This window comes from Cyanobium sp. LEGE 06113 (assembly GCF_015207615.1).
Genome location: NZ_JADEWM010000006.1, coordinates 140,586 through 160,529, shown reverse-complemented (window position 1 = coordinate 160,529; position 19,944 = coordinate 140,586). Strand labels below are relative to the sequence as shown.

At 69.0% G+C, this 19,944-nt stretch carries 20 protein-coding genes and 1 pseudogene; 8 read left to right on the top strand and 13 right to left on the bottom strand.

All coding sequences use genetic code 11. From position 1 onward, the window contains the following. Positions 1-190 precede the first annotated feature (190 nt). The 6 genes from IQ220_RS11670 to IQ220_RS11650 are packed head-to-tail and all read right to left on the bottom strand — an operon-like array spanning position 191 to position 6,473. Positions 191-1,021 (bottom strand): inositol monophosphatase family protein, encoded by an 831-nt coding sequence (locus tag IQ220_RS11670; RefSeq protein WP_186698483.1) that lies wholly within the window; start codon positions 1,019-1,021, stop codon positions 191-193. Beyond that, positions 1,018-1,665 carry a PucC family protein gene (locus tag IQ220_RS16125; protein WP_370566448.1) on the bottom strand — a complete coding sequence of 216 codons (648 nt, stop codon included), beginning with the start codon at positions 1,663-1,665 and terminating at the stop codon, positions 1,018-1,020. Before IQ220_RS16125 ends, IQ220_RS11670 begins: the two co-directional genes overlap by 4 nt. A gap of 35 nt (positions 1,666-1,700) precedes the next feature. Continuing rightward, the gene (locus IQ220_RS16120; RefSeq protein ID WP_370566447.1) at positions 1,701-2,441 is read right to left on the bottom strand and encodes a PucC family protein; all 741 of its coding nucleotides are present in this window, start codon (positions 2,439-2,441) and stop codon (positions 1,701-1,703) included. Positions 2,442-2,444: 3 nt separating this feature from the next. Continuing rightward, positions 2,445-4,145, bottom strand: a complete 1,701-nt coding sequence (locus IQ220_RS11660) for a TolC family protein (RefSeq protein ID WP_193915127.1) — start codon at positions 4,143-4,145, stop codon at positions 2,445-2,447. 28 nt (positions 4,146-4,173) lie between these two features. Beyond that, positions 4,174-5,568 carry a TIGR03279 family radical SAM protein gene (locus tag IQ220_RS11655; protein ID WP_193915125.1) on the bottom strand — a complete coding sequence of 465 codons (1,395 nt, stop codon included), beginning with the start codon at positions 5,566-5,568 and terminating at the stop codon, positions 4,174-4,176. A 26-nt stretch (positions 5,569-5,594) separates the two neighbouring features. Next, a complete protein-coding gene (locus IQ220_RS11650; protein WP_193915123.1) occupies positions 5,595-6,473 on the bottom strand; it encodes an undecaprenyl-diphosphate phosphatase in 879 nt (292 codons plus the stop codon). A gap of 152 nt (positions 6,474-6,625) precedes the next feature. Here IQ220_RS11650 and IQ220_RS11645 point away from each other — a divergent pair, with 152 nt between their 5' ends. The 3 genes and pseudogenes from IQ220_RS11645 to nadB all read left to right on the top strand — a co-directional run bounded on the left by IQ220_RS11645 (position 6,626) and on the right by nadB (position 9,573). Then, positions 6,626-7,330, top strand: a complete 705-nt coding sequence (locus tag IQ220_RS11645) for a DUF3120 domain-containing protein (protein ID WP_225875753.1) — start codon at positions 6,626-6,628, stop codon at positions 7,328-7,330. A gap of 114 nt (positions 7,331-7,444) precedes the next feature. Then, a complete protein-coding gene (psbU, locus tag IQ220_RS11640; RefSeq protein WP_186698476.1) occupies positions 7,445-7,822 on the top strand; it encodes a photosystem II complex extrinsic protein PsbU in 378 nt (125 codons plus the stop codon). Between the two features lie 93 nt (positions 7,823-7,915). Beyond that, positions 7,916-9,573 (top strand): annotated as a pseudogene (nadB, locus tag IQ220_RS11635) (L-aspartate oxidase). Between the two features lie 6 nt (positions 9,574-9,579). Here nadB and IQ220_RS11630 read toward each other — a convergent pair. After that, positions 9,580-10,503, bottom strand: coding sequence for a vitamin K epoxide reductase family protein (locus IQ220_RS11630; protein ID WP_193915121.1), 924 nt, complete (start codon positions 10,501-10,503; stop codon positions 9,580-9,582). Between the two features lie 126 nt (positions 10,504-10,629). Here IQ220_RS11630 and rimO point away from each other — a divergent pair, with 126 nt between their 5' ends. Both rimO and IQ220_RS11620 read left to right on the top strand, forming a co-directional pair. After that, entirely contained in the window at positions 10,630-12,033 is a 1,404-nt protein-coding gene (gene rimO, locus IQ220_RS11625) for a 30S ribosomal protein S12 methylthiotransferase RimO (protein WP_193915119.1), read from the top strand. A gap of 347 nt (positions 12,034-12,380) precedes the next feature. After that, a complete protein-coding gene (locus tag IQ220_RS11620) occupies positions 12,381-13,994 on the top strand; it encodes a B12-binding domain-containing radical SAM protein (protein WP_193814582.1) in 1,614 nt (537 codons plus the stop codon). Between the two features lie 9 nt (positions 13,995-14,003). Here IQ220_RS11620 and IQ220_RS11615 read toward each other — a convergent pair whose 3' ends face one another. The 4 genes from IQ220_RS11615 to IQ220_RS11600 are packed head-to-tail and all read right to left on the bottom strand — an operon-like array spanning position 14,004 to position 17,367. Then, positions 14,004-14,417: a DUF4346 domain-containing protein gene (locus IQ220_RS11615; protein ID WP_193915117.1), complete on the bottom strand. Its 414-nt coding sequence runs from the start codon at positions 14,415-14,417 to the stop codon at positions 14,004-14,006. Next, positions 14,350-15,588, bottom strand: a complete 1,239-nt coding sequence (locus IQ220_RS11610) for a GNAT family N-acetyltransferase (RefSeq protein ID WP_193915115.1) — start codon at positions 15,586-15,588, stop codon at positions 14,350-14,352. The genes IQ220_RS11615 and IQ220_RS11610 overlap by 68 nt, the downstream gene beginning before the upstream one ends. 26 nt (positions 15,589-15,614) lie before the next feature. Next, positions 15,615-16,319 (bottom strand): dihydrofolate reductase family protein, encoded by a 705-nt coding sequence (locus IQ220_RS11605; protein WP_193915113.1) that lies wholly within the window; start codon positions 16,317-16,319, stop codon positions 15,615-15,617. Positions 16,320-16,329: 10 nt separating this feature from the next. Next, the gene (locus IQ220_RS11600) at positions 16,330-17,367 is read right to left on the bottom strand and encodes a 6-carboxytetrahydropterin synthase (protein ID WP_193915111.1); all 1,038 of its coding nucleotides are present in this window, start codon (positions 17,365-17,367) and stop codon (positions 16,330-16,332) included. A gap of 53 nt (positions 17,368-17,420) precedes the next feature. Between IQ220_RS11600 and IQ220_RS11595 the strand changes: the two genes are divergently transcribed. Continuing rightward, positions 17,421-18,068 carry a shikimate kinase gene (locus tag IQ220_RS11595; protein ID WP_193915109.1) on the top strand — a complete coding sequence of 216 codons (648 nt, stop codon included), beginning with the start codon at positions 17,421-17,423 and terminating at the stop codon, positions 18,066-18,068. Here IQ220_RS11595 and IQ220_RS11590 read toward each other — a convergent pair. After that, positions 18,028-18,306: a chlororespiratory reduction protein 7 gene (locus tag IQ220_RS11590; protein WP_193915107.1), complete on the bottom strand. Its 279-nt coding sequence runs from the start codon at positions 18,304-18,306 to the stop codon at positions 18,028-18,030. The genes IQ220_RS11595 and IQ220_RS11590 overlap by 41 nt on opposite strands. Between IQ220_RS11590 and IQ220_RS11585 the strand changes: the two genes are divergently transcribed. Continuing rightward, the gene (locus IQ220_RS11585) at positions 18,305-18,994 is read left to right on the top strand and encodes a DUF6816 family protein (RefSeq protein WP_193915105.1); all 690 of its coding nucleotides are present in this window, start codon (positions 18,305-18,307) and stop codon (positions 18,992-18,994) included. The genes IQ220_RS11590 and IQ220_RS11585 overlap by 2 nt on opposite strands. Here the strand turns inward: IQ220_RS11585 and IQ220_RS11580 are convergent. After that, entirely contained in the window at positions 18,930-19,670 is a 741-nt protein-coding gene (locus IQ220_RS11580) for a glutathione S-transferase family protein (protein ID WP_186698453.1), read from the bottom strand. The genes IQ220_RS11585 and IQ220_RS11580 overlap by 65 nt on opposite strands. Positions 19,671-19,736: 66 nt before the next feature. On the opposite strand from IQ220_RS11580, the gene IQ220_RS11575 reads away from it, so the two are divergent. Further along, the gene (locus IQ220_RS11575; RefSeq protein ID WP_186698451.1) at positions 19,737-19,943 is read left to right on the top strand and encodes a DUF751 family protein; all 207 of its coding nucleotides are present in this window, start codon (positions 19,737-19,739) and stop codon (positions 19,941-19,943) included. The last annotated feature ends 1 nt before the right edge of the window (position 19,944 follow it).

Sequence of the window (19,944 nt, the reverse complement as noted above, 5' to 3'; positions counted from 1 at the left end):
TCCAGGTTCTGCTACCTCCACTCCCGTTTCCAGAAGCTCTCGGTGGCTGTCGCCTCGCAGCGACCTAAGAAACCTACAGCACCGAAGGGCCGCTCTCGCAGGCGCTCTTCCATCTCTGTAAGCCTGCTCCTCTCTGGTTCCAGCCTCGCGGCCTTCCCCTCTCAGAGCAGTCCAAAACTATAGCACCTGCTCAGCCCTCCTCTGCCGGTGCTTCAGGCTTGAGCGTCACCAGAGCGTCCGCCCACGGCATGAAGCGCTCCAGCGTTGTGCCGCGATCGGCCGCCAGCACTGGATAGTCGGCCAGGGTCTGATCGCTGCCGGGCTGGAGTTGCTCAGGCGAACGCAGCAGCCAGCGCAGCGGACAACTGAGTTCATCGAGCACCAGCCAGGCCGCCGCCAGGTCCCAGATTTTGGGCGTGGCCTCCAGGGCCGCGACGGTCTGGCCCATGGCCACACTCACCAGGTTCAGGCTCGCCACCCCGAGCAGGCGGATCTTGCCGGGGAAGCGGCGGTTGGGAAGCTTCTGCAGCACCCCGATCGAACGGCTGCAGAGGGAGGCACAGCCGGCGGGATGGGCCTGCAGCGAGGGGGGATGCAGGGGCTTGCCATTGCGCCAGGCCCCCTGGCCCCGCACCGCCACGATGCGCTGGCGCAGCGGCGGCACATCCAGCACGGCCAGCACCGGCCGCCCTGCCTCGAAACGGGCCAGCGAGATGGCCCAGTAGGGGATGCCCGCCGCGAAATTGGTCGTGCCGTCCAGGGGGTCAACCACCCAGAAGGCCTCGCTCCGGGGGACATGCTTGTCGCCCTCCTCGCTCAGCACTCCCTCCCTGGGGAAGAGCTCACCCAGCCCCTGCACCAGGGTGGCGTCGCTCCAGCGATCACAGGCCGTGATCAGGCTGCCGTCGGCCTTCAGATCCGACACGGCATGACCGAAATCCGCGCGCTGCCGCTCGGCCACCCGATCGAGCAGGGCTGCAAGCCTTGGATCCAGAGCAGGGCGGGTGGGTGTTGTGGTCATCCAATCTCGAGGGCCAGGACCTTGCTGAGACTTCTGCCCGTATCCTCCCTGAACTGGCGCAGGTTGACGCGGCTCAGCGCCACCAGGGCCGCCAGCGCCACCAGGGCCTCGACGCCAAGCACCAGGGCGAAGGGGGGCAAAGGACCTGGGGACAGTCCGCTGATCTCCTGAAGCCAACGCCCCAGGTCGAGCAGGCCGCCGCCGATCACCTTGCCCAGGGCCCTGGACATGGCCTGGGCCAGACCCCAGACCCCGACGAAAGTGCCGGCCGCCTGGGGAAGGGTGAGATCCAGCATGAGCACCAGGGCGCTGTTGGTGCCGATGCCGGCCGACAGCCCGAACAGCACCATCACAACCTGTAACACCGGAATCTGACCCAGGGCGCCCGCCGCCATCAACAACAGCAGACTCGCCAGGATCAGCTGGCAGCCGAGCCGGGCCGTGGCCAGCTTGCCGGCCTTGGGCACGATCCAGAGGCCGGCAAGCAGCAGGCCCAGCAGGGTGCCGATTCCCCACAGGGCATTCAGCGAGGCCGTGGCCGCGATCGGCATCCCGAACACCTCAGCCCCGTAGCTCTCGAGAATCGGATCCTGCAGGAACAGGGCCAGGGTGAACAGCACCAGGAACAGGAAGAACACCAGCACCTGGCGGCTCGAAGTGATCAGGGCCCACGACTGCTTCAGGGTGATCGAATCCTGGCGGGCGCCGCCGTGCTGAGCTGCTGACCCGTCTGGGGACGTTCCATGCCCGCGGTGGCCACCAGGGTGATCAGCAGCACCACCAGCACCACCTTCACCATGAAGGCGAACAGCACCGGCTCCAGCACGGCGGGGTCCTCCACCCCATCGAGGCCGCGCAGGCCGATGGCGATGCTGATGGCGCCCGCCACGATGCCCACCGTGAGCAGGCACCAGATGATGCCCACCGCCCGGGGGCGCTCCTGCTCGTTGGTGCGGTCGATCACCAGGGCCAGGTAGGGCGTGGAGGCGGTGGAAATAGCCAGCCCGTAGGCGGCGAACAGGCCGCAGAGGGCTAGCACCCCCGCCGTGATGGTGTGGGCCTCACCGGCCTGCAGCAGGCGGGCCACGTGGAAGATCAGGGGAATCGAGAGCACGGCCAGAGCGCAGAAGGCCGCCGTGCCCATCCAGATGTAGGGGAGCCGGTGACGACCGCCCAGGGGATGGGCATCGGACACCTGACCCACCAGCACCCGGGCCGGCGAGACGAACTGCTCAAAGGCCAGGGCCACCCCCACCAGCAGGGCAGGGATGTTGAGCTCGCTGATCATCACCCGGTTGAGCAGGCCCGCGAAGATCACCGCCAGGCAGCCGAGGCAGCCCTGGAAGAGGCCGAGGCGCAGGGTGCGCGCCAGGCCAAGGCCCGGGGCCTGGGTCTGCATCGGAGCCTCGGCCGTGGCCACCGATCAGGCCGGCCCCGGCACAGCGGCCTGGCAGGCCGGCAGCAGAGGGGTGGGCTCAACGGGAATGTCGGCGGCTGGCTCAGGCTTGATCGGCGAGAGGCTGCGGGCCGGACAGGTGGTGATCTGATCGAGACCGGTGCGGCGCCGCAGCTCGGCCAGGTTCACGTTGTATTCGGTGATGGCTTCGGCGTAGCGCACCTCGGCCTGGGTGAGGTCCCGCTGAGTGTCCACCACCTCCCGCTGGGTGGTGACGCCGGCCTGGAAGCGCAACCGCGCCAGCCGCAGGGATTCCCGGGCGGAGATCACCTCGCGGGCCGTGGTGGTGATGTTGCGGTTGTTTTTATCGAGGTTGTAGAAGCTCTCCTCCACCTCCTCGCGAATCGAGTCGCGGCGGTCGGCGAACTCAAAGCGGTTCTGCTGGGCCCGCTGGCGGCCCTGGCGAGCCCGGGCCGCCGACGCCCCGCCATCAAACAGGCTCCAACTGAAATTGAGCCCCACGCGGGTGTCGAAGCTTCTGGAGGAATCAACAGTGATGTCACCCAAGTCCTGACCGCCGTTGACGAAATCGGAGCCGAGTTCCGCGAAGACGTTCAGGAAGGGCTGGCTGGCGGCCTGGGCGGCGTTGGCGTTGCTGTTGGAGATGGAGATGTCCAGCAGGATCTGGTCGAGCTCCTCGCGGAAGGCGTAGGCCGCCACGATGCTCTCCTGGATCGAGGGCTGCCACACTCCCAGCACCCGGGATGGATCGGCCGCCGTGGCGGTGACGTTCTGGGGCAGGTCGAGCAGGGCGGCCAGGCGGCGGCGGGAAATCGACTGCTCCGCCAGGGCCGTGGTGAGCAGCTGCTGGTCGCGGGCCAGCTGGGTTTCGGCCTCAAGCACCTCCAGCTTGGTGGCCACGCCGGCCTGGAAGCGAGCCCGGGAATCCCTGAGGCTCACCAGGGAGGCGCGCACCGACTGCTGACCGATTCTCACCTGATCGTCGCGCTGCTGCAGCGTGAAATAGAGCTGGGCGGCCTGCAGACGCAGATCCCGCAGGGCGATCACGTACTGGTATTTAGCCCTCTCGAACTCATCGCGGGCCGCCGCGATCGAGGGCGTGCGCTGCGGGTTGATCAGGGCCCACTGGGCGGTGATCGCCAGACCCGCTGCCCAGCGGTCCTGGGTACGCGTTTCCCTGTCGCCGGTGCTGAGGCTGTTGCGCTGCCTTGAGTAGCTGAAGGAAGGCAGCGCGTTGGCATTCAGGTCGATGCTGGGGTACCAGAGGGCGATCTCAGCCCGCAGGGCGCTCTGGGCCTGATCCACCTGGGAGGCGATCGCCTTGAGGCTGGGATTGTTGACCTCAGCGAGGTTCTCCACCTGGATCAGGGTCAGAGGCCGCAGTTCCTCGATCACCACCTGCTCCGGTCGTGTGGGCAGAGCCAGGGAATCAGGGGCGGGCAGGTCTTCCAGACCAGGCTGCAGTTGGGTGGCGGCCGGGGTCACAAGCGCAGGATTCAGCCGCGGTCGCTCGCCCTTGATGTCCGGGGCCAGTGGAAGGGCCTCGGTGGCCGCAGTGGCCTCGGGCGGTTCGGCCTCGCCGGCTTCCGGCAGACCGGACTCAGGAGACTCCTCCTGGGCCAGGGCCGCTGCAGGCCCCAGCAGCACAGTAGTCAGGGGCAGGCCCAGGACGCCCAGCAAGGCCAGGCGGGATGCGAGTCGGGACACGCCGGAGTCCTTACGGTTCTGCCGGAGTTTAAGGATCCAGCCCGTCACTGCCGATACAGCAGGCCACAAGATCGGCCGCACTCCCCACCAGCAGCACGGGAACGGGCAGGGCCGAACGCAGTTGCTCCAGGGTCATGTCGTCGAGGAACACCGGCTCCCCCTGGCGGAGCATCACGCTCGGCAGCAGCAGCGCATCGCCGAGGTCGGCGTCCCGCAAGCCCTCCAGCAGGTCGGAGCCGGTGAGCAGCCCGGTCACCACCTGCTGCTGCCCCCAGTAGGGACTCTCCAGCCCGTGCAGCACCAGCTCCAGGCCCTCCACGGCATTGAGGCGATCCACCACGGGCTGCAGGGCCTCGGCCACCAGCCGGCCCACCACCCAGCTGCGGCGGCGGGGGCGATCCAGGCGGCGGGGCAGGGCGGCGGTGGCCGCATCGAGGGCCTCGAGGAAGGCGCGGATGCTGCCCACACCGTTCTCCTGCTGCGGCAGGTCCTCGTAGGCGCGCCGCGGGGGCAGCAGCAGGCCGGCGAGCAGATACCACTCGTCGGAGAGCCAGGCGAAGCGGCTGCCCAGGGCCGGCTCGAACTCGGCCTGGAGCGCCTCCACCTGGGCCACCACCTGGCGGGCACAGGCCCGGTCCACCGGCCGCAGGGCATCGTCCTTGGGGCGGAAGCGGGTCAGCCCCACTGGCACCACGGCCGCCGAGAGCACCGCCGGCCAGTCGCCGCCGCCGAAACCGGCCAGATCCCGCAGGGTGCGCTCCAGGGCAGGGCCATCGTTGAGGCCGGGGCACACCACCACCTGAGCATGGATCTGCAGATCGCGGGCCGCGAACCAGCGCAGCTGCTCCAGCAGCAGCCCGGCCCGCGGGTTCACCAGCAGGCGGCTGCGCAGCTCCGGATCGGTGGCATGCACAGACACGAACAGGGGCGAGAGGCGCTGCTGCTCGATCCGCTGCCAGTCGGCTGGGGTGAGGTTGGTGAGGGTGAGGTAGGAGCCGTAGAGGAAGCTCAGCCGGTAGTCGTCGTCCTTGAGGTAAAGGCTGCGGCGGCGCCCGGGGGGCTGCTGGTCGATGAAGCAGAAGGCACAGGCGTTGTTGCACTGCCGCAGGCCATCGAACAGGGCCTCGGTGAACACCAGCCCCAGGCCCACGTCGAGATCCTTCTCCAGCTCCACGGTGTGGAGCGTGCCGCCTGGATCCTGGATCTCCAGCACGAGCTCCTCCTCCCCCACCAGCATCTGCAGGTCGATCAGATCACGGGGACGGCGGCCATTGATGCTGAGCAGGCGGTCGCCGGGCTCAACGCCCAGCTCGGCCCCGATCGACTCGGGCTCCACGCTGGCCACCACCGCCGGCTGGGGCAGGCTGAGGGGCTCGCCGGACGGCCCGGCCAGAGCGATCCCGGCGGAAGGTTCATTCCACATGGTCGCTGCTGTTCAGAAGTCCGCGTTCACGGCCCCACTGTGGCGCGCAGGCCCAGCAGGATGACCAGGCCGAACAGCAGGCGATAGCCCACGAACAGCCAGGTGCTGTGGCGTTGCAGATAGCGCAGCAGCCAGGCGATGGCCGCCCAGGACACCACCGCCGCCGAGGCGATGCCCACCAGCATCGGAATCACGCCGCCTGCAGCCGGAGCCTCGAGGGCGTCCTTGAGCTGCACCAACCCGGCCAGAGTGATCGCCGGGATGCCCAGCAGAAAGGAGAAGCGGGCGGCATCGGCCCGCTGCCAGCCATCGAACAGGGCCGCGGTGAGCGTGCTGCCGGAGCGCGACACGCCGGGCACCAGAGCGAGCATCTGGGCCAGGCCCACCAGAATCCCGTCCCAGGGCCGCACAGCCACCAGCTGGCGGCGGCGGCGACCCAGGGCCTCGGCCAGGGCCAGCAGCAGCGCCATCACGATCGACACCACCGCAATGGCCGTGAGGCTGCGCAGCGGCGAATTGTCGAAGTCCGGCACCCAGAGCTTGATGGCCAGGCCCGCCAGCACGATCGGCACACTGCCCAGGCCGATCGCCACCCCCAGCCGGGCCGAGGGGTCGCTCCACTGGCCGTGGCGGCAAGCTCGCCCCATGGCCCCCAGCACCTCGCGCAGGTCACGGCGGAAGTAGGCCACCACGGCCGCGATGCTGCCGAGCTGGATCACGGCGGTCACGGCCACGCCCGGATCCCCCCAGCCGAGCATCACCGGCACCACCTTCAGGTGGGCCGTGCTGCTGATCGGCAGAAACTCGGTGAGCCCCTGAACCACTCCCAGCACCAGGGCTCGCCAACAGGCCTCCAGCAGGCCGGGCTGCAGCCCGGCCTCAGCGATCGATCCAGCTGCCTGCATCCCGGTGGGAGCGCATCGATGGCCGACCCTATGGCCAGGCGGGTGCTGCAGACCCCTTAAGGTTGCACAACTTTCTTCACAACACGGTGATCGGGGCTCCCACCAGCACACTGCCTCGACCGACCGTCTCTGACGCTCTGACCCCTCGCCTGGTGGGAGCCGGCCCGGCCAGACCCCAGGCCTCATCGACTGAGACGCTGCTGCAGCCCCGCCTCGGCCTGGTGGTCATCAGCGTGGTGCTGGTGGCCCTGCCGGTGTTCCTGCAGGCCCCCTGGGTGCGGTTCGCCCCCGCCAGCTCAGTGCTGTTCACCGCTGTTCTGTTGGCGATCGGCCTGGGTCTGGAGCGCCGCAGCGAGCCCCGGCTACGCCATCTCGGACTGCTGCTGGTGGGCTTCTCCGGCAGCTGGCTGGCCGGTTCGCTGTTCTGGGGCTGGGCCCGTCTGCATCCCCTCTGGCACCTGCCGATCGAAGCCTTTGCCCTGCCCCTGGCCCTGGCGGGCCTGGGCAGCCGCTGGCGCCTGGCCTGCGGCTTCTACCTGGGTTCCCTGATCGGCACGGCCAGCACCGACGCGGCCATCGCCGCCACCGGCCTGATGCCCCTCTGGCCCGAGGCCCTCGCCGCCCCAGGCGGCGAGGCGATGCTGGTGCTGCACGCCGCAGGGCTGCAGGTGCTGCAGCCGGCCTGCCTGGCCCTGGTGGCCGGCTTTGCCGCCCTGCTGCTCGCGGCCAGCCGATGGCTGTGGCAGCGAGGCGAGCTGGGTCAGGTGGTGGGCGCCACCCTGATCACCACCCTGGCCGTGGACGGCCTGTTTCTGCTGCTGGCTCTGCTGGCTCCGGGCCTCACCGGCCTGATCTGAAGATCTGCAAATGCCTGAAGGGCTGGGGGGATTTCAGACGATTCTCTTCTGTACGGTTAGCGGTCGGTGGTCCGGCCACCGCCTGTTCCTGTCCTTCTCCGGAGAGTTCTCGTGATGAAAAGGCTGGCTGCCTGGCTGATGAGTGGTCTTGTGCTGGCCGGATTGCTGGTCACCCTGGTGCTGCCTCCGGCAGCGGTGGCGGCTGAGCGTCGCAACACCGCCGACGACAAGATCGCTGAACGCGGCGGCAAGGTGGACCTCAACAACAGTTCCGTGCGCCGCTTCCAGGACTACCCCGGCATGTACCCCACCCTGGCCGGCAAGATCGTGCTGGGCGGCCCCTACGACAGCGTCGATGACGTGCTGAACCTCGACCTCACCGAGCGCCAGAAGGAGCTGTTCAACAAGTACAAGGACAACTTCACCGTGACCCCGGCGTCCATTGCCCTGAACGAGGGCTTCGATCGCATCAACGACGGGCAGTACCGCTGAAGCCAGCCCCTAGGCTTCCTGCACCGTTGAACGCCGTCGGGGCTTTCCGGCGGCTTTTTTCATGCCGGCGGCAGCCCCGAGCCCGCAGCACCCATGGCGCAGTGTGACTGGGATGTGGTGGTGGTGGGAGGCGGCGCCGCCGGGCTGATGAGCTGCCTGGAGCTGCCCGCCGGTCTGCGGGTGCTGCTGCTGAGCAAGGAGCGCAAACCCCGCTCCGCCAGCCGCTGGGCCCAGGGCGGCATTGCTGCCGTGACCAGCGCCACCGACAGCTTTGCCAGCCACCGCGACGACACCCTCAAAGCCGGCGCCGGCCTCTGCGACCTCGAGGCCGTGGAACTGCTGGTGCATGAGGCCCCCGGCTGCGTGCAACGCCTGCTGGAGCTCGGCATGGCCTTCGACCGCCACGGCACCGCCCTCAGCACCACCCTGGAGGCCGCCCACAGCCACCGGCGCGTGCTGCACGCCCAGGACCGCACCGGCGGCGCCCTCGTGGATGCCCTGGAGCGGGAGGTGCGTCGCCGCCCCGGCCTGGAGCAGCGCCAGGGGGTGGTGGCCCTGCAGCTGCTGGTGGAGGCGGGGCGCTGCTGCGGGCTGCAGCTTCTGGAGGGAGATCAGATCCACTGGCTGCGGGCCCGGGCCGTGGTGCTGGCCACCGGCGGCGGCGGCCATCTGTTCGCCCATACCACCAACCCGACCCATTCCAGTGGCGATGGCCTGGCGATGGCCTGGCAGGCCGGCGCCGAGGTGCGCGACCTGGAGTTCGTGCAGTTCCACCCCACGGCCCTGATGCTGCCCGGGGCCCCCCATTTCCTGATCTCCGAGGCGGTGCGCGGCGAAGGGGCCCGGTTGCTGGACGGGAGCGGAGCCAGCCCGGTGGCGGAGCTGGAGGGGGGGGATCTGGCCCCGAGGGACCAGGTGAGCCGGGCCCTGGCACGGCGGATGCGGCAGCAGGGTGTAGACCATCTCTGGCTCGACCTCAGGCCGATTGGCCAGGAGCACCTGAGCCGCCAGTTCCCCACCATCCTGGGGCGCTGCCGGGAGCTGGGACTGGAGCCCACAGCAGAGCCGTTGCCTGTGGCACCAGCGGCCCACTACTGGATGGGCGGTGTCCGCACCGACCTGGCCGCTGCCACCACCCTGCCTGGCTCTACGCCGTGGGAGAACTGGCCTGCAGCGGCGTGCACGGGGCCAACCGACTGGCCAGCAACTCCCTGATGGAGTGCCTGGTGTTCGCCCGGCAGCTGCGCCAGATCGCGCTCGGGCCCTCAGCCGCCCCAGAGGGGCTCGCCGAGGTGGCCGGGGTGCTCGCCGCACCGAGGCTGGGGTCGTCAGCGCTGAAGGACCAGATCCAGGAGCTCAGACAGCTGTGTTGGCAGGTGGCGGGGGTGGAACGCCAGGGCCAGGCCCTGGCGAAGAGTCTGACCACGATTCGACGCCAACGCCGCAGCCTGGAACACGACCCCAGCTGGCAAAGGGTTCAAGAGCTGAGCGTGAGTCAGCGGCTCCAGCTGGCGCCGGCGTCTCGGCAGAGCTGGCCCTTGCACCAGGAGCTGCACCAGCGTCTGGTGCTGGCGGAGCTGCTGATGGAGGCCGCCCTGTTCCGCCAGGAGAGCCGCGGTGGCCACTTCCGCACCGACACGCCCAGCAGCCAGCCCTTCTGGCGGGTGCACAGCTGCCAGGGCCGCGGCAGGCCGATCAGCACGGCCGCCGTGAAGCAGGGGCCCACTGGCCATCGGCACAGCGAGGCCTGAAGCCGGTCAGTTTTGGGGCTGGAAACCACTCACCTGGGCCAGGCGCTCCAGGGGCTTGACACCGGAATCGAGCTGGCCATTGATCTCCCAGGTGGGGAAGCCCTGCACGCCCTTGCTGTCACAGAGGGCCTTCTGGCTGCCCACACCATCCTCGGCACACTCGATCACCTTGAGCTTCTTGCTGGCCTCCTGGCCGAACATCTCCTTCTGATCCTGGCAGTGGGGGCACCAGTAGGCGGAGTACATCACGGCTCCAGTCTCAGTGAGGTGTTCGGCCAGGGCCAGGGTCAGGGGGGTGCTCTCGCTCTCCACCACTGGCGGAGTCCCAGGCAGCGTCTCGACCACGGGGCGGTCCACGGCCGTGGCCCAACCGAGGCCGATCAGCCCCACCGCCAGGGCCACCAGCACGCCGCGAAACAGCAGCTGGCCGCGATCGTCCCAGCTGCCGCCCAGCAGGGTGAACACCAGCAGCGACACGCTGACCACAGCCGAGAGCACGCAGAAGAAGCAGAAGGCCTGGATCTTCAGCACCATCACGCCCATCAGCAGCAGGCTGAACACCGCCATGCCGATGCTGGTGAGCAACATGCCCCACCAGCTCAGGGAGCCCAGGCGATCGCGCAGGTCGCCCTTGAGCACCAGAGGCACCACCGCCATCAGCAGCATGGCCAGGTAGGCCAGGAAGCCGAACAGGGACAGGGGCTGGCCCAGCACGCTGCCCCAGGCGCTGTTCAACACCTTGTCGCAGCCCTCAGCGCCACCCGGACAGGCCAGCTGGCCGAACAGGCCCCAGCGCTGCAGGGTGATCGTGCCCGTGTCGATCACGCCCACCGTGGCCAGAACGGACAACACCACCCGCACCCAGCGCCTGCCGGGATCGCCCCGGCGGCGGGAATTGTTGAGGCGATCGCTGAGTCGGCTGGAGGTCATCGACAGCAGGAGGTGGGCAGTCCGCGGATTCTCGCAGCCGCCTCAACGGCATGGTCGCCGCAGCAGGACACTCGGGCCAGCGCAATCCCCTCCCCCATAGGGTGGTGGATCGGCCAACCCCTGCCCATGAGTTCCGCGCGCCCCAACGGCTCCTCCCCGGCCACCATCGCCTTCGCCCACCTGGGCTGCGAGAAGAACCGGGTGGACACCGAGCACATGCTCGGGCTGCTGGCTGAGGCGGGCTACGGCGTGAGCGCCGATGAGAGCGAGGCCAGCGTGGTGGTGGTGAACACCTGCAGCTTCATCCAGGACGCCCGCGAGGAATCGGTGCGCACCCTGGTGGAGCTGGCTGAACAGGGCAAGGAGCTGATCATCGCCGGCTGCCTGGCCCAGCACTTTCAGGAGGAGTTGCTCGAAAGCCTGCCGGAGGCCAGGGCGATCGTGGGCACCGGCGACTATCAGCACATCGTGAGCGTGCTGGAGCGGGTGGAGGCCGGCGAGCGGGTCAACCAGGTGAGCGCCACCCCCACCTTCGTGGCCGACGAGCACCTGCCCCGCTACCGCACCACCTCCGAGGCCGTGGCCTACCTCAAGGTGGCTGAGGGCTGCGACTACCGCTGCGCCTTCTGCATCATCCCCAAGCTGCGCGGCGACCAGCGCTCCCGGCCGATCGAATCGATCGTGGCCGAAGCCCACAGCCTGGCGGCCCAGGGGGTGAAGGAACTGGTGTTGATCAGCCAGATCAGCACCAACTACGGCCTCGACCTCTACGGCAGGCCCCACCTGGCCGAGCTGCTGCGGGCCCTCGGAGAGGTGGACATCCCCTGGATCCGCGTGCACTACGCCTATCCCACCGGGCTCACGGCCGAGGTGCTGGCGGCCTACCGGGACGTGGCCAATGTGCTGCCCTACCTGGATCTGCCGCTGCAGCACAGCCATCCGGACGTGCTGCGGGCCATGAACCGCCCCTGGCAGGCCAACGTGCGCGGCGACCTGCTGCAGCGGATCCGCGAGCAGCTTCCCGATGCCGTGCTGCGCACCACCTTCATTGTGGGCTTCCCGGGTGAAACCGAGGAGCACTTCCAGCACCTGCTGAACTTCGTGGCCGAGCAGCGCTTCGACCACGTGGGCGTGTTCACGTTCTCACCCGAGGACGGCACCGCGGCCGTGGACCTGCCGAACCCCGTGCCGGCGGCCGTGGCCCAGCAGCGCAGGGATCGGCTGATGGCCCTGCAGCAACCGATCGCCGCCGAGCGGAACGCCGCCTGGGTGGGCAGGATCGTGGACGTGCTGGTTGAGCAGGAGAACCCTTCCAGCGGCGAGATGCTGGGCCGCTGTGCCCGTTTCGCGCCGGATGTGGACGGGGATGTGAGGGTGCTGCCGGGCGTCGGCGGCCTCTGTGCGGCGCCGGGAACGATGGTGCCGGTGCGGATCACCGCAGCGGACACCTACGACCTCGTGGGCGAGGTGGTGGGCGCCGCAGCCATGGTGGGCGATGCCGTGGCCGCCAGCCGGCTCAGATCAGCTTGATCCTGCGCAACAGCACTGAGCCCAGGAACGCGGCGACCAGGCCGCCCCCGACCAGACCCAGGTAGATCGCTACACCCATCGTGGCCTCTGCTGCAAAGTCGTGTGCCCATTACAGCAGAGGCCCGGCTCGCCAGGCACCGGCCCGGCCTTCTGCCTAAGGTGCGCCCACAATTGGTCCGGAGGCCCACCCAGGCGGCCCAACCGGCCAAGCCGCTCTCCTGAAGCCGATCGAACCGCCGCTTCAGACCCTTTCCGTCAGCTCCCTTCACCTCAGCACCCCTCAGCTCAGCAACGTTCCGACGGCCACCTGTGTTGGCCCCGTTGTTCCGGCCACGTCGAGACCCCCCATGCGCACCCTGCTGATCTATCCGGAATTTCCCAAGACGTTCTGGAGCTACGAAAAGATCCTGGAGCTGGTGAACCGCAAGGTGCTCCTGCCTCCGCTGGGCATGGTCACCGTGGCGGCACTGCTGCCCCAGGAGTGGCCCATGAAGCTCGTGGACCGCAACGTGCGCGAGGTGACCGAGGCGGAGTGGGACTGGGCCGAGCTGGTGGTGATCTCCGGCATGATCGTGCAGAAGGGCGACATGGCGGCCCAGATCGCCAGGGCCAAGCAGCGGGGTTTGCCCGTGGCCGTGGGCGGACCCTTCGCCAGCTCCACCCCTGATGCTCCAGAGCTCGATCTGGCCGACTTCAAGGTGCTCGATGAGGGTGAAATCACCCTGCCGATGTTCATCGAGGCCCTGGAGCGTGGTGATCAGCAGGGGCGCTTCAATTCCGGCGGTGAAAAGCCCGATGTCACCGGCACCCCGATCCCCCGGTTCGACCTCCTGGAAATGGAGGCCTACTCGGAAATGTCGGTGCAGTTCTCCAGGGGCTGCCCGTTCCAGTGCGAGTTCTGCGACATCATCGTGCTGTATGGGCGCAAGCCTCGTACCAAAGAACCGGAGCAGCTGGTTGCCGAACTGCAGCGGCTCTACGACCTCGGTTGGCGCCGCTCGGTCTTTTTGGTGGATGACAATTTCATCGGCAACAAGCGCAATGTGAAGCGCCTGCTACCGGTGTTGAAACAGTGGCAGATCGATCATCGCTATCCGTTCAGCTTCGCCACCGAGGCCTCGGTGGATCTGGCGGCCGACGATGAGTTGATGCAGATGATGGTGGAGTGTCGCTTCGAGAGCCTCTTCCTCGGCATCGAGACTCCGGATGAAGCCAGTCTGGAGGTGGCGGGCAAGCTCCAGAACACCCGTAGTTCCCTGGACGATTCCGTCAACAAGATCACATCCTATGGGATGCGGGTGATGGCGGGCTTCATCATCGGCTTCGACGGTGAAAAGCAGGGAGCTGGCGATCGCATCGTCGACTTTGTGACCCGCACCGGCATCCCCCACGCGATGATGGGCATGCTCCAGGCGCTTCCCAACACGGCCCTCTGGCATCGTCTCGAGCGGGAAGGGCGTCTGATTCAGGATTCGTCCGCCGCGAAGGGCGTGAACCAGACCAACCTGCTCAATTTTGTACCCACTAGGCCGCTTCGTGACATCGCCAATGAATATGTGGATGCCTTCTCCAAGCTCTATGAGCCCCACGCCTACATTGATCGCGTCTACAACTACTTTCTGAAGCTGCCCCCCCAGAAATACAAAGAGTTCCTCACTCCAGAGCCCGAAGGCACCCCGAAGAAGCCCGTGAGCTGGATTGATCTTCGCGCTCTGGCGATCATCATCTGGCGTCAGGGAATCCGCCGCAGCACCCGCTTCCGCTTCTGGAAGGCCCTCTACGGCATGGCCCGCCATAACCCGAAGCGCTTCAAGGGCTTCATCGCCATCCTGGCCCACAACGAGCACTTCCTCGAATACAGGGCGATTGTGCGCAACGAAATCGAAGCCCAGCTGGCCCAGATTCCACCGGAGCCTCCCGAGCCCACTGCCGCACCAGTGCCGGAGCTGATTTCGGCCTGATCGCTTGGTTCAGTCCTGGATGTAGGTGACACCCTGCTCCAGGCACCACTCGGCCTTCTGGAGTTCCCTGCCCAGGTACAAGGCGTGGTCGAGGCGGCTGAGCGGCGAGGGGCCCTCTCCCTCAGTGAGCACCACCCCCAGCTGTTTGGCCGTGCGTCCGCGGTAGATCGCCAGCGGCTGCCTCGGGCCTGCGCCGCGGCAGCTCAGCACTTCGCCGGTGTCGGGATCAGTGGCAAGACCTCGCTCATCGATGCCGTTGCCGTAGTGCTCCACCACCAGTTCACCCGCCTCAGGATCAACGCTGATCAGGAAATAGCCGGCCGGGTCGAGGGCGATGAACCGCCGCGACAGCTCGTCATCCAGCTGCCGGCTGGTCTGGGCAGGCTGGCGGGTTGTGAGGGGGGGGGAGGGTGCCTGGGACATGGGGTGGATCGTAGTCAGCCGTGAACGGCAGCTCGGCGTTGATGGCAGCGATCTCCCGCAGCATCTCCGCATTGGCCCCCGGCAGCCAGTCCCGCAGGATCGCGTCGAAGCGTGGATCGCTCCAGCGGTGCAGGCTCACCCGGGGCTGGGCCACAAAGCCCCGCCGCCGCTTGTGGCTGCCGCCCGCCCCCGGATCGAAATGGCGGATGCCGGCCTCAATTGCCCAGGCGATCGGCGCGTAGTAGCAGACCTCGAAGTGGAGGCAGTCGATTGCCACCTCACTGCCCCAGTAGCGCCCCCAGAGGTGATCACCACCGCGCACACACAGCGACATCGCCACGGGGTCACCTGGATCTCCCCGGTGGGCACTGAACAGCACCAGAGCCCGGCGCAGGGCGGGATCGGCACCCACGGCCGCGAAAAATGGCTCAGTGAGGTATTTGCTGCCCCAGGGCCCCCACCGCTCGCAATGCTGGGCGTAGAAGTCATGCATCCGCTCCACCATGGCGGGCGGAATCGCCTCGCCCACCAGGGGGGTCACCTGCAGCCCGGCGGCGCCCACCGCCTTGCGCTCGCGCTTGATGTTGCGGCGTTGGTTGGCATTGAAGCTGGCCAGGTAGTCATCGAAGTGACGGTGGCCGGGGTTGCTCCACTGGCTCTGCTGGTTCACCCAGGCGGCGCAGCCGGCGGCCTCGGCCAGGGGCTGCCACTGGGGATCCACGTAGAGAAAATTGCAGCTCAGCAGGCCCTGGTCGCGGCAGAATCGATCGATCAGCTCCAGCATCAAGGCCGTGAGGCCGGCGGCATCTTCCCCGGGGGCGATCAGGAAGCGGTAGCCCTGCACCGGGCTCACCGGGCTCATGCCCACGAGCTTGGGGTAATAGCGCAGCCCCAGCTGGCCGGCAAGCTGGGCAAAGCTCTGGTCGAAGATAAATTCGGCGTAGCTGTGGCCCTTGAGGTAAAGCGGTGCCACCGCCAGCAGGGTGTCGCCGCGCCACAGGCCCAGGTGGCAGCCCTGCCAGCCCTGGCGCGGCACGACGCTGCCGCTGGTCTCCAGCTGCCGCAGCCAGCGCCAGCGGTAGAAGGGTAGGTCGTCGGCCAGCAGCCCATCCCAGGCCGGCTCTGGAATCTCCGCCAGCGATTGGTGCCAGCGGGCGCGCAGCTCAGCCACGGCAAGGGGGCTCCGGGGCCGGCAAGCTAACCGGAAGCATCGGCCGGGGCGAGGGCATCGGGGCCGATCAGGCGGCCGTAGCGCAGCAGGCACTCGCCCCCTGGCAGCCGGCGGCAGTCCTGCAACTGCCAGGCCCCCTGCTGCAGGGCAGGGGACAGAGCAGGCAGGCCTGCATCGGCCGGCAGCCACAGATGGGCGCCCCCCAGCAGCCGGGGGCAGAAGGTGAGCTGCAGCTCATCGACGAGATCAGCCGCCAGCAGGGAGGCCGCCAGGGAGGCGCCACCAAGCAGCACCAGCCGCTGCAGGCCCTGCTGAGCCAGCTCCGCCAGCAGCTGCGGCCAGGGGGCCAACGGCAGATGGCGCTGGAAGCCAGGGGCCACGGCCGAGGCCTGGGGGGCCAGCAGCCAGCGCTGCAGCGGCTGCGACCAGAAGGGGAGGCTGGCCGGCAGCTGGGCCGTGCGGCTCACCACCAAGGCCACCGGTTGGGGCGCAAGGCCCCTGACGCGGCGGCGGGCCAGCAGATCGGCGTCTCGGATCAGGCAGGTGCTGCCGTGCAACCTCAGGGTGCGCGCTCCGATCAGGCCACCATCCGCCCAGGTGAGGGCCTCCTCCAGCACGCGGCGATCCCCCGGGCCGCCGAGCTGGGCCGCGCCCCCCTGGGGCGGCGCCAGACGGCCGTCGAGGCTCACCGCCAGCACCAGGCGCAGTCTGGGGCGCTCCGGGGTGGGCACCCAGGTGGGCTCAGCGGGCCACCAGGGCCTCGAGGGCGGCAGGCACCATCTCGAGCTGGGGGGTTTCGGCGAACACCTCGGCGGCGTTGTTGGGGCTCTCCTGCAGGCGCACCTTGTGCAGCCTGGCGCCGGTGGCCGCGATCGGGCTGGCCAGCAGGTCGGCGATGTGGAGGGCGATGTTCTCGGCGGTGGGCACGCAGCTGGCGAAGTGCTCCACGTCCTTGTTCAGGAAGGTGTGGTCAAAGGGCTCCACCACCAGGTCTTCCACCAGCTGCTGCAGGGCGGAGAGGTCGCACACCATGCCGGTGCGCGGATCGATGCCGCCGCGCACGGTGACATCGAGCAGGTAGTTGTGGCCGTGACCGTGGGGGCGGGCACACTTGCCGTAGATGGACTCGTTCTCGGCCTGGCTGAGCTCCGGACGGGCCAGGCGGTGGGCCGCGGCGAAGTGGGTGCGGATCGAGAGGAAGGCTTCCATGGGGAGCGGGGCGGCGGAGGGGTCGGCGCAGTCAGGAGCGGAGTCGGTGGGGCTGTCAGTGGCGGCAGCTGCGGCGGCGGGGAGCAGGTCGACCCACAGATCAGGCTGTTCGTAGAGCCGCAGACCGGCCAGGGGCAGCAGCGGCCCCAGCCGGGCCCAGATGGCGCGGCAGAGGGCTTCGGTGGTGGGCAGGCAGCCCTCAGGCCGGGAGAGGTCGAACTCCGGCCACACGTCGTTGAGGAAGCGGAAGTCGAGCTGAGCGGTCACGGCGGAGCGAATGGCGTGCTTCACCTCGGAGAGGTTGAGCACCATGCCGTCGCCGTCGAGGGGCCCGGCCATGGCCACGATCAGCTCGTAGTTGTGGCCATGGCCGGGGGCCAGGCTGCAGCGACCAAAGCGTTCGGCATTCTCCTGCTCCGAGCATTCGGGCAGCCAGTAACGGTGACTGGCGCAGAAGGTGGCCCGGCGGGTGATCAGGCAGGGCCGTCCGCGGCCATGGCCGGAGGCGGCGCCAGGGGGGCAGGGGGCTGCGATCCCTGGGGCGGGCCTGAGACTGGCGCTGGCCGTCATAGGGCTCGTTCGGTGGGCTTCATCCTAGAAACAGGCTCTGTTGAAGCGGGGAGATGGCCGCAGCTGCGCACCTGGCCCTGGCCAAGCGCCTCCAGGGGGTGAACCTCTACCTGGTGGGAATGATGGGGGCGGGCAAGAGCGCGGTGGCCGCTCCGCTGGCGGCAGCCCTCGGCTACCGCGTTGTCGATGCCGATGCCGTGCTGGAGGCCTCCGCGGGCCGCGGCATCGCCGAGATCTTTGCCAGCGATGGGGAACAGGCCTTCCGGGACCTGGAAACAGCCGTGCTTGCCCAGATCGCTGGCTGGCATTCCCTGGTGGTGGCCACCGGCGGGGGGGTGGTCAGCCGTCACCAGAACTGGGGCCACCTGCACCAGGGGCTGGTGGTGTGGCTCGATGCTCCGGAGGCCCTGCTGCTGGAGCGGCTGCGGCAGGACCCCACCCCCCGGCCCCTGCTGGCGGACCCGGACCCCGCCGCCCGGCTCAGGGCCCTGCTGGAGGCCCGTCGCCCCCTCTACAGCCAGGCGGATCTCCGCATCAGCCAGGACGGCGAGCCCCCCGAGGTCGTGGCGCAGCGGCTGCTCGAGGCCCTGCCCAGCGTGCTGCGGGAGCCCTTGAGCCCCCCCGAACAGCCAGCGCTGCTGCGCCATCAGGACGGCGGCCTCAGCCCGTCCCTGGATGGGCTCCCGGCGGATCGATCCTGACGGCGAACCACTGGATGGCGCGGCCGGGCTCCAGCTCCAGCTCGCAGGCGGTTTCGAGCAGCCGTTCAGCCCTGTCCCGGCCGCCGGCGAGATCGGCGAGATCGTGGGGCACCTGGGCCAGGGCGGCGAGGTGGGCCTCCAGCCAGGCCACGGTTTCGGCCGCCGTGAGGATCTGATCAGCCCCGCCCGGCTCCAGCACCACGTAATGATCGAGCTCCCGCAACAGGGGGTCGGACATGGGCAACACGCTGATGGCAGCCATCCTGGCGCTGTGGTTCGCTGTCTGGCCTGCTGCCGGCAGCCCCGGCCCATCGCCCCTGGAGGCGCGGATCGCCCAGTGGCCCGCCTGGAGCTTGCCGGCCCCGCTGACGCGCCCCGGCCGCCGCGACCTGGCCTACCCGGCCTGGTTCGAAGGGGCCTGGCTGGCCAGTGACGACGATGGCAGCCAGTACCAGGTGCGCTTCCTCCGCGACGGCAAAGGGGCGGTGGTGGGGGACCGGGCCTTCAACGCCGGCGCCATCGGCAACGCCCTGCTGGGGGACGCCCTGCTGGGCGTGGAGAACGATCCGGCCGACCCGAACCGGCAGATCGCCAGGCTGCGGGGGCCAGAGGGCACCCCCTTCCAGCTCGAATCCAGTGTGATCGGTCGCCGCAGCGACCAGCCGGCCACCGGCGCGTTCCTGGCCGATGAGCTGGCCCTGCAGGTGCTGCATGGCCCGGGCCAACCCCGGTTGAGCCGGGTGGAAACGCTCAGCCGCTTCCAGCTGCGCAGCGACGGCAGCATCGAGGCCCGGCAGTGGCAGGCCACCTACCCGTCACCCACTGCCGGCCTGGCGGCCCAGGCGAGCAGCAGCCGGGGCATCAGTCTGAAGCTGGTGCCGCTCCGACCCGACCCAGCTGGGCCAGGATCCCATCGCGCCAGCTGAACAGCGGCTGCAGCAGCGGATGGTCAGCCAGGCCGCTGATGCCGTGCCCGGCCAGGGGTGCCCCGGCGCTGGCCGGGAACAGCAGCAGCGAGAGCTGGGCCACCACGGCCAGATCCGCCAGGGAGAGCTGGTCGCCCACCAGATAGGCGCGGCCGCCCGTGAGGGTGGCGAGCTGCTCCAGGTTGGTCTGCAGCTGGCGGCGCTCCTGGGTGCCGATCAGGCCGGTCACCGCATCGCCCATGCCGTGCATCACGGCGCCGGGCAGGCTGGAGAGCAGCTGGCGCACGGGCCCGGGGGTGGCCTCCGGCAGCAGGCCGGCCCTGAGCACGGGGTCACCGGCCAGGGCCTGCAGCAGGGCGGCTCGCACTCCGGCCGCCAGGGCGGTGTCGGCCCAGTCCTCCAGCAGCAGCACCCGAGCCCGTTGCTCAGGCTCTGCCGGCAACAGCGCCGGCAGGGGATGGAGCGCCTCCAGGTACTGGGCGATGGCGGTGGAGTCGGCGATCACCTCCGAACCATCCACCAGCACCGGAACCTGGCGTTGGCCCGAGAGCCGGAACAGCTCCAGCTGCCCCACCCCAGGCGTCACTTCCACCACGCTGTAGTCGAGCGCCTTGGCAGCGAGCACAAGCCGCACCTTCTCGCAGAAGGCGGAGTGGCGGAACTGGTGCAGCTGCATGCGTCAAGCCCGAAGCCAAGGCGGCAGAGTAGCCAGCAGGCACCGCTATGAGTGTTTCCGGGGGCAATGAAGGACTTCCTGCTGAACGTGACGCGCTATCCGCGTTACCTGATCGCCTTCGGGCTGGGGGTGGCCAACTCCGTCCTGGAGCCCCTGGCGGCCCGGGGCCGCAATCCCGTCACCGCGGTGGCCCTGATCGGCGCTGCCGTCAGCGGCCTGCTCAGCCTCGGGCTGATCCTGCAGGCGATGCTGAACGCCACTCCGGTGGCTTAGC

What these genes read in the sequence shown, in the direction of transcription:
- IQ220_RS11670 (WP_186698483.1), bottom strand. Translation starts at nt 1,021, where the DNA reads ATGACCACAACACCCACCCGCCCTGCTCTGGATCCAAGGCTTGCAGCC.
- IQ220_RS11655 (WP_193915125.1), bottom strand. Translation starts at nt 5,568, where the DNA reads ATGTGGAATGAACCTTCCGCCGGGATCGCTCTGGCCGGGCCGTCCGGC.
- IQ220_RS11650 (WP_193915123.1), bottom strand. Translation starts at nt 6,473, where the DNA reads ATGCAGGCAGCTGGATCGATCGCTGAGGCCGGGCTGCAGCCCGGCCTG.
- psbU (WP_186698476.1), top strand. Translation starts at nt 7,445, where the DNA reads ATGAAAAGGCTGGCTGCCTGGCTGATGAGTGGTCTTGTGCTGGCCGGA.
- IQ220_RS11630 (WP_193915121.1), bottom strand. Translation starts at nt 10,503, where the DNA reads ATGACCTCCAGCCGACTCAGCGATCGCCTCAACAATTCCCGCCGCCGG.
- rimO (WP_193915119.1), top strand. Translation starts at nt 10,630, where the DNA reads ATGAGTTCCGCGCGCCCCAACGGCTCCTCCCCGGCCACCATCGCCTTC.
- IQ220_RS11620 (WP_193814582.1), top strand. Translation starts at nt 12,381, where the DNA reads ATGCGCACCCTGCTGATCTATCCGGAATTTCCCAAGACGTTCTGGAGC.
- IQ220_RS11615 (WP_193915117.1), bottom strand. Translation starts at nt 14,417, where the DNA reads ATGTCCCAGGCACCCTCCCCCCCCCTCACAACCCGCCAGCCTGCCCAG.
- IQ220_RS11600 (WP_193915111.1), bottom strand. Translation starts at nt 17,367, where the DNA reads ATGACGGCCAGCGCCAGTCTCAGGCCCGCCCCAGGGATCGCAGCCCCC.
- IQ220_RS11595 (WP_193915109.1), top strand. Translation starts at nt 17,421, where the DNA reads ATGGCCGCAGCTGCGCACCTGGCCCTGGCCAAGCGCCTCCAGGGGGTG.
- IQ220_RS11585 (WP_193915105.1), top strand. Translation starts at nt 18,305, where the DNA reads ATGGGCAACACGCTGATGGCAGCCATCCTGGCGCTGTGGTTCGCTGTC.
- IQ220_RS11590 (WP_193915107.1), bottom strand. Translation starts at nt 18,306, where the DNA reads ATGTCCGACCCCCTGTTGCGGGAGCTCGATCATTACGTGGTGCTGGAG.
- IQ220_RS11580 (WP_186698453.1), bottom strand. Translation starts at nt 19,670, where the DNA reads ATGCAGCTGCACCAGTTCCGCCACTCCGCCTTCTGCGAGAAGGTGCGG.
- IQ220_RS11575 (WP_186698451.1), top strand. Translation starts at nt 19,737, where the DNA reads ATGAAGGACTTCCTGCTGAACGTGACGCGCTATCCGCGTTACCTGATC.